The sequence below is a fragment of the Flavobacterium sp. GQ95 genome, from assembly GCF_059758655.1.
In genome coordinates this window covers 1-14872 of record NZ_JCAXEB010000029.1, presented here as the reverse complement: position 1 = coordinate 14872, position 14872 = coordinate 1, and the positions used below count along the sequence as shown (strand labels likewise).

Sequence of the window (14872 nt, the reverse complement as noted above, 5' to 3'; positions counted from 1 at the left end):
GGTATAATTATCATCAACTGCATCAATAGGGGTATTGGCAACTTTTATCTTAACTATATCTTGGCAGCCGTTGGTTGCGGTCCAGATAAAATTGTAAATACCAATCGTACTAAAACTCTGAATAGTTCTTGCAATAATAACTCGAGATTATCCTTCAAATATCTATAGGTATTTAATACATAGATTTCATTTTTATCATTGACATTATATTCATTAATTAATTTCTTTTTGTTTTTTTTCTAACAGCCTTTAAACCAACTCTTGACATGGCGCATCTAAACCCTATGAAATTGGTTGCCATATCTTGCGACAAAAATCGTCTTTGTGCCGGATTTAACCAATATGCCCTATCTCTCCAGGAACCACCTTTATAAACTCTTATTTTATCATTTATTAAAGTAGTTCTGGAATTTGATTTATCATATCTTCCAGTTATTTTTCCAATACTATTTTTAAAAACAAAATTATTAGGTGAATTATACATTTCTTTACTATCATTTCCTTTTTTAGATCCCGAAAAGCGAGATTTTAAATACTGTATTGATTGTTCATCACCATCTCTATAGTTAATTTCATATGACTTGTCAAAATTACGTCTTAAAAAAGTTTCATCTTCATCCACTGGTACAGTTAATATTTGCCCCGGAAAACTTCGAGCCATAATCCGCCCATTACTCAGTGTGTCATATAACATGTTATTTTTATTAAAGATTTCAATTTTTCTGTCTTCCCCTAATTTATGTTTTATATAAACATTTCCTCTAAAATAATTAAAATCATTTGTTTGATTATCTATTGTTGGCCTATAAACATCGGCAACCCACTCTGCAACATTTCCAGCCATATCATATAAACCAAAACCATTTGGAGGATAGCTTTTTACCGCATTAGTAATATCTGCATTATCATCTGACCATCCCGAAATCCCTCCATAATCTCCCGCACTATGCTTAAAATTAGCCAACTGATCTCCATTTTTTGAGCGTGTATATTTGCCAGACCATGGAAATTTTCGTTGTCCTTTATAATTATTATATTCTCTTTGTGATGCTTCTGCCGCAGCAGCATATTCCCATTCTGCCTCTGTAGGAAGCCTATATTGTAGTGATAAGATACCACTTGCCCTTTGTGGATATATATTTCGTTCATGCACATTAGAATTTTTATTATCTTTTAATAAAATATCTTCATTTAAAAGAATATCACTATTGCTGCCATATGTTAATGTTGGCGCAGCAAAATAAGTTTCCGTACTAAACGCAGTTTCAGCAGTTACATCATTATCTTTAGCATTTTTTTTTATAAAACCACTTTTTTCTAAGGCCTTTTCATTAACCCTATCTGTCCGCCAAATACAAAATTCAGTGGCTTGAACCCAATTGATACCAACTACTGGATAATTTGAATAGGCCGGATGTCTTAAATAATCGGTCACCATTATTTCATTATAACCCAATCTATCCCTCCATATTAAAGTGTCAGGTAAAATTCCAGAATAAATATTTTTATAGTTTTCTTCGGTGGGGGGGAAAATTTTTTTTGTCCATTTTAAATATTCTAAATACATCTCATTTGTAACTTCTGTTTCATCCATATAAAAAGACATTACATGCTGATTTGTGGCACCATTATTCTCATCGTGCATTACATCATCTTCAACCTTCCCCATCATAAAGGACCCGCCTTCGATAAAAACTAAGCCAGGCCCTGTATTTTGCACAAAACTTTGCTGTAATCCACTCGTCTTCCAGCCAGTTGCCCGAGAAATATTAGTATATAGCGGTTTCTTATCACAGCCAAGAATGAATATCAGAAAAATTAGAGAAAGTTTAAAGAAAATAATATTTGTCTTTTTCATAGAAAATTATTACAAAATAAATTGCATATATTAAATTTTATTACCAGCACAGATTAAGTCATCAAATAAGCAGTTTTTTTAAATAAACTTACATCTGGTACCCGCTTACTGGATATTTATTAAAAAACACTTAATTGCAAAGTTTTTTATTTGATATCTATCAAACTTACAGCAACTCAATTACAGAACTTTAAAGAGATAAAATATGAGTGATTAGTTTTAATACAAAACGATCTTCAAAATACATATCAATCAGAATTCTAATACAGTTAAATATTACACAAAGATAAAATAAGGAAAACAATGGGCACTGAAATTGAATACACGCAGATACACGTGTATTCAAAAAATATTTAACATTCCTATTTCCAATTATATTATACTTAAAAAACAAGCAAAATGAGTATTATACTATTACAATAACCTTCGCATTCTTCTGTTATCATGAAAAAAAATAAGTTTTACTTTTATTAAATAATAAACTGATCATGAGAACCCTTACAAAAAAAAACATTTAGTTTTCAATTAAACAAATCCTCTTTACTACAATTTAGTTTTTAATACTAAAATGAAGTTTAAATAGATATAAAATACTGTAAAATTATTCTTTATTAATCTGTTGCTGCTCTTCTTTTGATGTCATCTTTTCCGTCTTTGTAGCATAGTTAATATTAAGCTGAGCTCCCAATTCTACAGCTAATTTACCACTAATAATTTCTCCTCGAACTATGGCGCTAGCTTTTAGGCTTAGAATCTCTTCAACTTTAATTTTACCCTCACACTTCCCTTCTATATCTGCACTTTTACAATCAAGATCTCCAATTATAACACCTTTCATTCCTATTATTATTTTACATTTTGAATTAAAATTCCCAATTAACTCACCATCTAATCTAAAGTCAGTCATACTAATAATGTCTCCTTTTATAGTGGTACCTTCTTCAATCCTGCTTATTTTTTCTGAAAAATCAACTTCAGCTTTTAGTTTTTTGTTAAACATATTTTTTTATCATTAATTCAATGCTTATGCAATAATCATTATACCTAACTTTACTTACTGTTTACTAAGGGGTAAAACTTTCTAGTTCTAAGATCATCGCATTGGATTGCTCTTGGAACATTTTAATGTCTTATTGTTGATTCTACTCATTTAATTTTGACTTTTGCTTCAATGCGTCTATTGTCTTAACACTTGACTTACATTGGACTCTTTAAATTGGATTTCTCTTTAAGAAATATCTCCCAATCTTTATAATGATGCCTTTATGAGAATTTATAAATTATCTTTCTAACGCTTTTGCATCCGGGCTTTTCCGAGTGTAAAATAAAAAGCTATTGAAATTCCATCTTCTGTCGTGAGTAATTATACTTCAACACCATAATAATAGTCTTGTATATTGGTGTGATCTTTTTATTTATAGTCTTGAAGAATTCTTTAAATTTGCAGTATAAAATATTGCTAGGTATAGCAAGGAAAGTCAATTATAATTCGTTGAAACTTCTACATAAGAAGTTTCAATTTAATTTGTATGAGTAACTTTCTTATTTTATGTAATCGTTTGCTGAACGTTCTTCTATCAAGTATATTGAGAATAAAACAAATTGTTTCATAAAATATCCAAGTTAAAAGCGTACCAATAAAGCAATAGGAGTGATAATAATTTCACAATTACCAACTTATCTGACCATATCTTTCCGCTGAATAATTTCTTTCGAAATAACACCTATCTAACAGAAAATTATCATTTTACACTATAAAGCATGATACAGATACAGCTAACTGATTGCAGACAGACTTATTAAACTCCTTTTTTATCTGATAAGAGCTGCAACTTCAATTAGTTACTAAAAATAATTTCAAAAATTGTTCCAATTTCATTTCTAGTGACTACATTAACTTTTCCGTTCATCGATTCAATTTGTTTTTTTATCATATATAAACTTAGTCCCTCGACCATATCATCCTTATGAAATGTTTGATATACACCAAAAAGCAAACCCTCGTATTTTTTCAGATCCACTCCTAAACCATTATCCGTTATTCTCAATGTTTTTTTATTGTTTTCAATTGAAAAATCAAACTTTATTACAAGAAATCTATCAGGATGGGTATGTTTTATAGCAATTGTAATAAATTTCAACAAAATACTTTCGAAATAAGTTTGCTTAAAATTAGTAACAGCATCATCAGGAATATTATTTATAAGATCAACACTGCCTTTATCGAAACGGTCTGCAACTGCCTTTATACTTTTTTTTATATGTAAAGGCGGTATAACTGTTTCTAAATCATTTCGAATCTCAAATATTTGTAACATGTAAAATAATAAATTATTTATATCATCAGAAACACCATGTAAATATTTTAAAGTTTCAGTATTTGTATCTAAAATTTCTTCCGAATCAATAATATTAAGAAGTAAACTTAAACTTTTAGAATGCTTAGTTAAATGGTTAGAAACAACATGCGAAAAATTTATTAAATAATTATTCTGATTACTGAACAAATCAATTACCTTTTTAAATTCGGCCTCCTTTTGATATAACATATCAGTAAAAACACCTATTATTCTCAGTGCTTTTCCACTATTGTCGTGCTCGACTACTTTTCCTTTATCTAAAATCCATTTATAACTGCCACTATTAGTCAAAATTCTTCGGAAATTCTCATAAAATGGAGTTTTATATTCAAGATGATTTTCAATGATCTTGTGGTACCTATCCAAATCCTCCTGATGTATTCTTTTATCTAAAATCTCCTTACTAATAAAGCCTTCGTGTTCTATCTCTAAAATTTTTAAGGATTTAGATGAATAAAAAACCGTATTATCGCTTAGATTCCAATCCCAAAAACAAACCGGTAGTACATCTGAAACAAATTCACAAAATTCATTTGATATTTTAAGTTTATGCTCTAAATTCTTTATGTATGTAACATCCGAAATTCTACCATAAAAAACAGCTGTACCTTTCGAGTCTAATTGCACTTTTGAAAAAACCTTGAACCATCTCAAACCTTTATCAGGTAACAGAATTTTCACTACTAACTCCCAATTTGTTCCATATTTTTTTGAATCTAACAATGACTGAAAAATTACATTTCTCTCCTCAGAGAATAATCTATTATAAATTGAGGTCGCAATATCATTTAAAAACTTAGGAACTGTTAATTCAAACATTTCATAAACAGTATCACTCAATAGTTTTATATCATATTTGTTATTTGAATCTAGAGTGAATAGGAATAACACCTCTCCAGCTTCATCTGATATCATTTTATGAAAGTTAAAGGAATTTTCAAAATTCTCAATTTTATCAAGTCTTAATATCATAAGTGATTAATTTAACAGTAAATAGTATCATAAACCAACCGACATTTCACAAATACCTTTAAATTCAATCCATTGTCTGTAGTAAAGACACCTGGTTAAAGACTGTTTTTAACCCTGTCCGCATTTCTACTTTTATCTTAGCAGTATCATACAGATAGATATCTGTAATATCTGCTAATTTCGATAACATTATTTTGTTTGAGGTACAAACAAGGATAGATGGGCCTTTCTTATATATCTTAATCAAATCCCATAATTCAGCTTCTGAATAGATGACAAATATAATCATAGCATAAGGATTTAGATTATAATCGAATTGCGTAAAATCAGCATATGCATCAAATGAATATTCCTCAAATTCATATATCAAAAAACGAGAAAAATATTTTTGATTATCGTAAATTAATAGTTTTCTTTTATCCATTTTTTATAATGTTTAGCGTTAAACATAATAAACACAATTTTAATACTAGTAATACCTACACTTTCTCACTAAATTACAAACTTCCCATGAAATTTGAATTATCATCAGGATAAACCATGTACATAATTCCTTTTACATAAAAACCTAGGTCTCCTTCCAGAATTCATAATTTTCTTTTTGAAACATTTTTATAAAACCAATAATAAATTATGCATTCCTAATTTCGGCTTCTGCAAGCTTTGAATAAGCAAAATTGTTTAAATCTCATACAAAACTACTATCTGCTAATAAACTCATGAGTAATATTATTATAAAAATCATTATTACAGCAATAACAGGCTCTATAATTATTAAACATGAAGAATAAATTGTTGTCTGAAAGCAAATTAATTTAACTGCTTAAAAGGATAGTCAACAAAATAATTATTAAAAACTTCAACTTTATTACAAAATATAATATTGGGATTTAATTTAGTAGAAACGAGGATTAACTGATTGTTTATGTTTTTTCACAGCCTCATCCTGAACTTTAATTTGACCTTTAGGCAATTCAAAACGCAAAAAAACTTCATGTGATCCATTATTGTATACACCTAAATTTGACGTATCAAAATCATAAGCATATCCAGCCATTAAACCTGGAGTAATTTGAAAAGCTGCTAAAGTGCTTATACTTTGGCTAATTCTATAAGCTAATCCAAGAGTCACCACATCATTTATTAAAAAATTTGTAGATACATCTACTTGAAGTGGAGCTCCGCTAACCATTTTTGCTAACAACGCTGGTTTAAATTTTAAAGTTGGAGACAAATCGAATACATACCCCCCCATTAAGTAAAAATGAGCTTTAGCACTAGCCTGGGAAATCGAGGAATTATTATAATAGTCTGTTTCGAGCATAAAAGGAACAGAAAAACCCACATATCCGTTATCAGTCTGATAAAAGACTCCTGCACCTATGTTTGGAGCAAATTGATTTTCGATACTATTTTGAAAAGTCGGATCATTTGGGTTGTAAAAGGTTAACTTAGTATAATCAATATTTAATAAATTAGCTGACGCCTTTAATCCAAAAAACACTTTATTATGTTCGAATACTGTAATGTTATATGAAAAATCAACCGCCATAGTTGTTTTATCAGATGGCCCAATCTTATCACTTACAACTGAAAAACCTAAACCAACCTTTTCACTGACAGGAGAATTAATTGAAAAGCTGCCTGTATTTGGCGCCCCGTCAAGTCCTACCCATTGTGCCCTATAAAGTCCCAGAATACTTAATACATCCCGCGAACCTGCATATGCAGGATTCACAACCTGTGTATTATACATATACTGCGTATATTGTGAGTCTTGTTGTGCATTAACTGACATTCCAAAAAAAAAGGAAACCAGCATTAGTTTTGTAGTATTTTTTTTATACATTATCTTTCTTTTAATTTGTTAAATATAAATACCCTGCTTTTTTAATATACTTATCATAGGAACCATTTCCTGTAATTATAACATAGAAATAAGTGCCTTCTGGTAGTTTTACACTATCATTCAATATATTCTTATCCGCATATCCCTTAAAAACATTTCCATTACTACCATATGAAGTAGTCTTAAAAACTCTTGTCCCCCACCTATTATAAATTTCCACAGTATTATAATCATATTTTTCCATCCCCTCGATTTTAAAATAATCATTTAATCCATCCTCATTAGGCGAAATTGCATTATAAATTACTAAACCGTCATTGGCAATTTTTACACGGGCAAGTGTAAAAACGCCATATTTTTTTAATGGATCAATAACTGTAGTAACCTGTTTTGTCACAACATCAACTACACCGCCTTCATCAATCCATAATTTACTGTCAATATCCCAACGAACAATATGAATTTCTTCATATGGCTTTGCATATATTAAGGGAGCACTTACATCTTCATCCCAGCTAAGTGTTAAAAAAACATTACTATTTCCAGTCGTTTTATCAATTTCCCAATATTCTCTATTATTTATAAAATTAATAGTTCCCGTTTTACTCGTATGTGGGTATAGAGAATTTGAGTCCTCTAATAAATATTTTCCTGAAAAAGAATCGCTGGTGTTATCAGGCGCTGAAATTGAAGTATAACGAAATTGCCCACCGTTCCCGATAGGAAACTGAAATGTATCATTTCCTATTTTACTAACTGATCCGTCAACAAAGCTTTGGTCTCCAGCATTAACATAATTTGCAGTGTTCTCAAAAACGAATACACCTCCATATAAGTTATTATTTATAATACCTGCACTAAAATCAGCCGTACCATATATAGAAACTTTATTCGATAAATGAAAAGCAGATTGTTTGGTATTATTATTAAACTCAACATCATACAATTCTATAGGTTGGCTTCCAGAAATATTCTGATATCCCGTTTGCCCCCGCATACGAGTTATACCAGATTTTGTTCCAGGAGTAAATGTAACCAGTCCATCATTATTAAAGTCAGCGTATACATACAGTTCTCCATCATTTAGCAAATCTCCATCCGGTTGATTCTCCAGCTTTTCAATGGTACTGAAAACGGCACCAGAAGTAATTGATAAATCGCCTATATTAACAGTTTGTGCCGCACTCACTAACGATACCAATCCAACACTAATAGTTAGAAAATGATTCTTTTTTATTCTTTTCATAATAAATTTATATTTAATCGTATTTATCGTTTTTAACTATTTCACCAAAATGATAAATATTGCACTTTTAATGAACAAAACAGATTTAATATATTTTACAAATACAAATCCTAAGACATAATCTAGTAATTCAAACATTTAGCATTATAGTAAGATCTTTGGAACACAACTTTAAAAAGAGTATAGATGATTTAATATCCATAAAACATTTAGCAATTTCATTTCTAAGTTGATTTATAATCAACCAAATACGATCAATTTTATACAGCAAATAAAAACTATAATTGAATAGATTTTCAAAAAGAGATATCACAAATATACACGTGTAGTTAATTTATCTTTAATACTCTATAGAACAAAGAAATAACAGTAAAAATTTGAATTAATGAGTGCCCAAATAAACCATTTAATTATAAAATTTTGTTTAAATCAACAGAAATAACCACATCAATTAAATTGAATTCAAGAATAAAAACTTTATTAAGACAATATTTTAAAATATCGATATTTTCACACCTTAAAAAAGTTATATTTAAATGCAATATAGAATTTTACTTATCTAGCAAACTCGTCTAAAATGGTTAATTGAGATTTACATTTTATGAATAGGAAGTCAATATTAAAAAATGCTCAAAAAAAATATAAGTTAATCGAACAAATAAAAGATCTCTTATTATTTCACCAATATCTTCAAAAATAAAGCCTGCAAAAGGAATTATTTTTATTTTCAAGTATAAAAAAATCTTCAATAGCTAAACGATTTCATTTAGTTATTGAAGATGTGTGAAATATACTTAATTTCAATTTATTACACGTTATTGAAAATTATTAAATAGATACGGCTTTCCGTTAAGACTGAAGAACTATAAAATTACTTATCAGGTTGTGGTGTTGTCCTTAAATAACTGGTTATGTAATGATATCCTTTTGGAAATTTCATAGGGATATCGGTTTCCGCGATTGACGGAGCGATTATAACGTCTTCTCCAGGTAACCAATTTGCAGGTGTTACAACGCTATATCCTGCAGTTAACTGTAAACTATCAATAACACGTAATAATTCATCAAAATTTCTACCCGTTGAAGCCGGATAGGTTAAGATAAGCTTCACTTTTTTATCAGGCCCAATTATATAAACTGATCTTACTGTAAATTTATCACTTGCATTGGGATGTATCATGTCATAAAGTGCAGCTATTTCTTTTTTTTCATCTGCAATTATAGGAAAATTAACTGTTACTCCTTGAGTTTCGTTAATATCTTTAATCCATTTCAAATGCGATTCAAGTCCATCAACACTTAGTGCAATAACCTTTGTATTTCTATTTTTAAATTCAAAATAATAGTTAGCCACCGTTCCTAATTCAGTAGTGCAAACTGGAGTAAAATCAGCTGGATGCGAAAATAAAACACCCCATGAGTTATCTAACCATTCATAAAAACGTATAGAACCACTTGTCGTTTCTGCTTTAAAATCTGGAGCTAAATCTCCTAATCGTAATGTTGCCATAAATTTATTATTAATGTTTATTAATAGCCTTTAGTTTCAATTCTAAAAAATTAAAAGTAAAAAGCTGGTAAAAATAAAACCAGATAGAAATTGAAATAATAAGCGATATTATTTTGTAAATATATTGGCTTTTTATAATAACTGTTAAAATTAAAAATCCAATTATTCTTTTTTTCATTCATGTAATTAATATTCATTTTTTTCAACTTTCTCTGAAACGATGCAACATGTTTTGCACAATGTCAATCTAACTTCACTTATCGTTCGATTAAAACAGAGGCAGATGCAAAAAAATACCCTAAGGCAATTTTTAAATTATTTTTTACTCTCCGCTAATTTTAGAAGTAAATCAATTTGCTTTTGTTGTTCTTGTATTTGAATTTGTTGTTCCTGAATGGCTTTAGTTAAAATAGGAATAATTGAAAAATAATTAATTGATAAAGTCTTCTCCTCATCATTTGCTTCAATTACTAAATCCGGAAAAATTTCACGAACTTCCTGCGCTATAAAGCCAAGTTCGTGTATTGGATATTCTGTGTCTTTTATGCGCCATTTCTTTTCATACGAAACAGGCCTTAAAGATATGACTGTATGCACTCCTTCTTTTAAATTTTGAATATTCCGTTTTAATCGAATATCGGAACCCACTGTAACATTCCCAACGAGACTACCCGAAAATTTAATATCTCCGTTTACATCCAATTCTTCCACAGGGTTAAGAACACCAATACCAACATTTCCATTTGCCAGAATACACATTTTTTGCGTACTGTTCGTTCTAAACAATAAAGGAAAATTATCTGTTGTCCCTAAAAAAGGGCTCGCTGAACCTCCATTACCTGTAACTTGCCAGGTTGTATTTAAAGGAATCTTTTCGCCATTTAAAGACACTAAAGTTTTTTGTGCTACCATAGAACCACTAACGGCAAATAATAATATGTATATTGTTTTTTTCATTTTAATTAACTGTTTAAATTAGTATAATTCCTTTCTCAGCAATCATATCTAGTTTTTTTATAAATTCTTATAAAAAAATTATATTATATGATGAAATAAGTAAGCTATAGCTATTTCATCGTAAATTTTTGTATATATTTTCAGATTATCACAATTCATATCTCTTGTTTGCTTCCTTATCTTGGTTTTTAAACTTTGCTCTTGTATTTTCCTCGTCCATTTAAATTAATAAACATGCAACAATAGTTCTTTTGAGCTATCAACTCACCGACAATCCTATTAAAACTCCCATCTTATGCTTATAAATCAAGATTTATGTTTGTTTTCAACATATAATAAATAACAACTCAATTAACATTTGAGTTGTTATTATTACAATGTATATACTTATCTAAGGTAGTCAATTACAACAACATCATTAGCCTGAAGTGCATAATTACCATTTGCTGATGGTACATATGTTGCCGTAGTACCTGCAACAGTGATAGCTGCTTTCGCAATAATCATTCCGTTAATAAACAATCTTACATCTGGATTTACTGCTTTTGGAGTTTGTGACAATGTAAAATCTAACTGATTAACTGTAGCAGAAAATTCATCAACTGATTGTTGTGCACCGATAGGAAGAGATTCCCATTCCGCTAAACCAGTACCATCTGTCGTCAATACCTTGCCAACTCCTTCTGATCCGTTGGTAATTTTAATTTTACCTTCTATGTCAAGCTTTGCGTCTACAGCTGCAAAATTTGGGCCAATACTTACATTTCCCTGCGGAGTAATACTAAATGTTCGAGAGTTATTACCGACATGAAAAAGTACTTCATTTTTAGAACTAAATTCAATATCCCCAACAGAGCCAACATATAAATCACTATTAGCATTGGTATGCAACCAAGAACCACTAGATGCCGCAGCATCAGTACTCATGATGCTTATTGGTTGAACAGAAGGGCCGTCTATCACTACATCACCCGTAAAAGTGGCTCCTGTTAAATTTGCTTTTAGATCTAATACTCCTTTTAATCCTGAAGGATGAACTGCTTTTGGTATATCAGTACCCAAAATAGCTTCGGGTTTAGTGGCTAATTGTACCACACCGGCTAAATCTTCTGTAGCCAATACAAGAGGAGTATACGCTATCTTCTCTCCATAAATCGTTATTAATGTTTTTGATTGCGCTGCCATAGAGGCACTAGCTCCTACTAGTAATAAACATAAAATTTTTTTCATTTCTATCTTATTTAATATTTAATATTTTCCCTTTTATATTCTTTGTTAAATTATGCAGCTCCAATCGAATTAATTTTAATAATTCTTGACCAGGCCTAATAATTTTGAAAGATATCTTTAAACTCTTATTTTACTTAGTAAAATCGATTCTCACTAAATCTCCAGCCGCTATTGGATAACTACCATTTTGTGAAGGAATATATGTTACTGTAGAACCAGAAAGACTAAATGCTGCTCTCTTGATTTGTCTTCCGTTAATAGAAAACTTTATATTATTTACATCTTTAGGAGTACCCGCTAATAAAAAGTTTAGTTGGTTAGCAGTCGCGATAAACTCTTGAGCTTCATAAGTTGTGCTATTAGAAGGTGGCACAGTCCATGTAGCATACCCGTTTGCATCAGACATTAATATCATTCCATCGACTAATAAGGGATCTGTTGCACCACCAGAAATTTTAACTTTTCCCGCTACATCCAACCTTGCAGCAGGAGTACTGGTACCAATTCCTATATTTCCACCAAGTCCAGCTTTTTGTATACGTACCAGCTCACCACTGTTTCCAGCATAAAGGCTTACAAAAGTAGATGTTGTATTTTGTGTACTATTATTAAAATATCCAATATGCGTATTTGCTGTACCAGCAGTAAATAATAAATCACCAGCAGCATTTGAACGCATGGACGGAGTATTAGAATCAACATCTGTAGCATTAATCAGCAGTTCTTTAACAGTTGTAGCTGAATTAAAAACTTTTACATTACCCGTGAAAGTATCACCTGTTAAATCTGCTTTTGTCTCTAAAAATTCTTTCAATTTAAGAGGATTAATAATTTTAGTCGCATCTATTCCTGCTGTAGTTTCAGCAGTTGTAGCAAATTCTGCCGTTCCATTTACCACATCAGAACCAGGAACTGGGGCAGTATAAGTTACTCTCTCTCCACTAGTAGTTAATAAGATTTTTTGTGCTACCATTGAGCCACCAGTTCCCAATAATAGAAAACATAATATTTTTTTCATTTTATTTAATTTAATATTTAACAATCACTTTTATTTAATCTAATGCATGTTAAATGCATAATAATCTTACTTAAAAAAGATTAATAATTTTTAACAGAAAATCAATTGATTTAAATTAGTAGTCTCTTAAAAATGATAAAACATAATAATTATTGTTTTTAAGATGTACTAGTAATAATTACCTTGTATATTCAACAGTGAAAATATCTCCTGCCTGAAATATATAGCCATTATTATTGGCCGGTAAATATGTTCCTGTTTGTGCTCCTGTTAAAACAACAAATGCATTGCTGCTAATTCTCACACCATTAATAAAAAGTTTCTCCGATGTAGTATCTGCCGGAACAAAAGTAAGCGCAATTGAAGTTTGATTAGCTGTAGCTACACCTTCCTGAATCACTCTTATGCTCCCTCCAGTTGGTATAACTTGCCATGTAGCCAAACCAGTTGCATCTGAAGTTAGCGCCTTATTAACACCTTGTGTCCCATCATTTATTTTAACTTTACCAGCTACATCTAATTTTGCATCGACAGAAGGTGTTTCGGTACCAATACCTAAGCATCCATGATTTGCCAGAAACATTCTTACTGCACCGGCTGAACCTGTACGAAACTTTAAAGCTTTACCTGCAGTACCACCAGCACCAATATGAATATTTCCATAGGATCCCATAAAAAAACTCGAGTTAGCATCAGTACGAATAAATGAACCTGAGCTAGGATTGTCGTCAATTGGGGAAATACCAATTTGAGGCAAAGCATTTTTTACACTAATAGCACCTGTAAAAACAGCGCCTGTTAAATCTGCCTTTGTATTTGATGAACCTTTCAATACAAACGGATTAATTGCTTTAGTGATGTCTGTACCGGCCGTCGCTTCAGCCGCTGTGGCAAATCTCACTGTTCCTTGTACTAGTTCTGTTGCAGGAACTGGGGCAGTATAAGGTACCTTTTCTCCATAAATAGTTACAAATGTCTTTTGAGCCATCATAGAAACACTAGATCCTAATAATAGCAATAATAAAGTTTTTTTCATTTTTTTATTAGTTTTAATTTTAACAATCGCTTTTTAATATTTCTCAAAAATATTTTGATTTGAATAATTAAATTATTCCATTTATCAAACAAATAATTAATAGAATTTTATTCCACCGGAAATTTTCTATATTTAACGTATAATCTTTATTTTTCAATATTATATGCATTTTTTGTTTGAGTCAGTAGCTTCTTTAACCACTTAACAATAGCAGACACACTGTTCTTTTCATTTTAATTATTTACTACGTTTTTTTAGTTTTCGATATTTGATCATTAATCTGAACACTCACTTCAAACTTATATTAAGATGTTTGGCATTCTTATAAATTATTTAATATAATCTATTATAACAATATCAGAAGATAGTAAGTTGTAAGTACCATTTTTAGTTGGTACGTATGTTGCAGTAGATCCTGAGACAGTTAGTGCCTGAGCATCATTAATCCTTACACCATTGACAAATAACTGAGGTGAAGCAAGTGCCGATGGCGTTTGTGCTAATGTAAAATTAGTCTGTCCATTTGTGGCAACGGTAAATCTCTCACTTACTGGCACAAGTACAATAGTGTTTACTTTGTAAGGATCTGCTAAAGTACCTACTCCAGAAACAGTAGTATTAGTACCTGCTACAAGAGCACCACCTACTCCGTCTGATCCTTTTAAGGAAGCTAACCATTCTGTTTCTGTTCCTGTATATCCTCCTGCAACTGCAACTTCATAAGCTGATTTCCCAGCGGCCCCCGTTGCTCCAACAGCGCCAGCAGCTCCGGTTTCTCCCTTTAGGGAAGATAACCACACTGCCTCAGTTCCTGTATATCCTCCAGCAACTGCAAC

General features: G+C 30.7%; 12 protein-coding genes. All 12 read right to left on the bottom strand.

The genetic code is table 11. The features are described 5' to 3' along the window. Nucleotides 1-217 precede the first annotated feature (217 nt). Nucleotides 218-1858: a gliding motility lipoprotein GldJ gene (gene gldJ / locus AC6CH4_RS25555; RefSeq protein ID WP_498108094.1), complete on the bottom strand. Its 1641-nt coding sequence runs from the start codon at nucleotides 1856-1858 to the stop codon at nucleotides 218-220. 601 nt (nucleotides 1859-2459) lie between these two features. Then, entirely contained in the window at nucleotides 2460-2858 is a 399-nt protein-coding gene (locus AC6CH4_RS25550; RefSeq protein ID WP_498108092.1) for a bactofilin family protein, read from the bottom strand. An 838-nt stretch (nucleotides 2859-3696) separates the two neighbouring features. Beyond that, entirely contained in the window at nucleotides 3697-5190 is a 1494-nt protein-coding gene (locus AC6CH4_RS25545; protein ID WP_498108090.1) for a PAS domain-containing sensor histidine kinase, read from the bottom strand. 64 nt (nucleotides 5191-5254) lie between these two features. Next, nucleotides 5255-5614, bottom strand: a complete 360-nt coding sequence (locus AC6CH4_RS25540; protein WP_498108088.1) for a hypothetical protein — start codon at nucleotides 5612-5614, stop codon at nucleotides 5255-5257. Between the two features lie 471 nt (nucleotides 5615-6085). Beyond that, on the bottom strand, nucleotides 6086-7039 hold the full coding sequence (locus AC6CH4_RS25535) for a PorP/SprF family type IX secretion system membrane protein (protein ID WP_498108086.1): 954 nt from the start codon (nucleotides 7037-7039) through the stop codon (nucleotides 6086-6088). A gap of 10 nt (nucleotides 7040-7049) precedes the next feature. Next, nucleotides 7050-8285: a T9SS type B sorting domain-containing protein gene (locus AC6CH4_RS25530; RefSeq protein ID WP_498108084.1), complete on the bottom strand. Its 1236-nt coding sequence runs from the start codon at nucleotides 8283-8285 to the stop codon at nucleotides 7050-7052. A gap of 871 nt (nucleotides 8286-9156) precedes the next feature. Beyond that, nucleotides 9157-9795, bottom strand: coding sequence for a peroxiredoxin (locus tag AC6CH4_RS25525; protein ID WP_498108082.1), 639 nt, complete (start codon nucleotides 9793-9795; stop codon nucleotides 9157-9159). A gap of 315 nt (nucleotides 9796-10110) precedes the next feature. Further along, on the bottom strand, nucleotides 10111-10752 hold the full coding sequence (locus AC6CH4_RS25520) for a tail fiber domain-containing protein (RefSeq protein ID WP_498108080.1): 642 nt from the start codon (nucleotides 10750-10752) through the stop codon (nucleotides 10111-10113). A 387-nt stretch (nucleotides 10753-11139) separates the two neighbouring features. Further along, nucleotides 11140-11982 carry a hypothetical protein gene (locus AC6CH4_RS25515; protein ID WP_498108078.1) on the bottom strand — a complete coding sequence of 281 codons (843 nt, stop codon included), beginning with the start codon at nucleotides 11980-11982 and terminating at the stop codon, nucleotides 11140-11142. Nucleotides 11983-12112: 130 nt separating this feature from the next. Further along, a complete protein-coding gene (locus AC6CH4_RS25510; protein WP_498108076.1) occupies nucleotides 12113-13000 on the bottom strand; it encodes a hypothetical protein in 888 nt (295 codons plus the stop codon). A 178-nt stretch (nucleotides 13001-13178) separates the two neighbouring features. After that, nucleotides 13179-14036, bottom strand: coding sequence for a hypothetical protein (locus tag AC6CH4_RS25505; protein ID WP_498108074.1), 858 nt, complete (start codon nucleotides 14034-14036; stop codon nucleotides 13179-13181). Nucleotides 14037-14365: 329 nt separating this feature from the next. Then, nucleotides 14366-14872 (bottom strand): hypothetical protein (locus tag AC6CH4_RS25500; RefSeq protein ID WP_498108072.1); only part of this gene is annotated, 507 nt, incomplete at its 5' end.

Coding starts and splice junctions, on each gene's coding strand:
- gldJ (WP_498108094.1), bottom strand. CDS start 1,858: ATGAAAAAGACAAATATTATTTTCTTTAAACTTTCTCTAATTTTTCTG.
- AC6CH4_RS25550 (WP_498108092.1), bottom strand. CDS start 2,858: ATGTTTAACAAAAAACTAAAAGCTGAAGTTGATTTTTCAGAAAAAATA.
- AC6CH4_RS25545 (WP_498108090.1), bottom strand. CDS start 5,190: ATGATATTAAGACTTGATAAAATTGAGAATTTTGAAAATTCCTTTAAC.
- AC6CH4_RS25540 (WP_498108088.1), bottom strand. CDS start 5,614: ATGGATAAAAGAAAACTATTAATTTACGATAATCAAAAATATTTTTCT.
- AC6CH4_RS25535 (WP_498108086.1), bottom strand. CDS start 7,039: ATGTATAAAAAAAATACTACAAAACTAATGCTGGTTTCCTTTTTTTTT.
- AC6CH4_RS25530 (WP_498108084.1), bottom strand. CDS start 8,285: ATGAAAAGAATAAAAAAGAATCATTTTCTAACTATTAGTGTTGGATTG.
- AC6CH4_RS25525 (WP_498108082.1), bottom strand. CDS start 9,795: ATGGCAACATTACGATTAGGAGATTTAGCTCCAGATTTTAAAGCAGAA.
- AC6CH4_RS25520 (WP_498108080.1), bottom strand. CDS start 10,752: ATGAAAAAAACAATATACATATTATTATTTGCCGTTAGTGGTTCTATG.
- AC6CH4_RS25515 (WP_498108078.1), bottom strand. CDS start 11,982: ATGAAAAAAATTTTATGTTTATTACTAGTAGGAGCTAGTGCCTCTATG.
- AC6CH4_RS25510 (WP_498108076.1), bottom strand. CDS start 13,000: ATGAAAAAAATATTATGTTTTCTATTATTGGGAACTGGTGGCTCAATG.
- AC6CH4_RS25505 (WP_498108074.1), bottom strand. CDS start 14,036: ATGAAAAAAACTTTATTATTGCTATTATTAGGATCTAGTGTTTCTATG.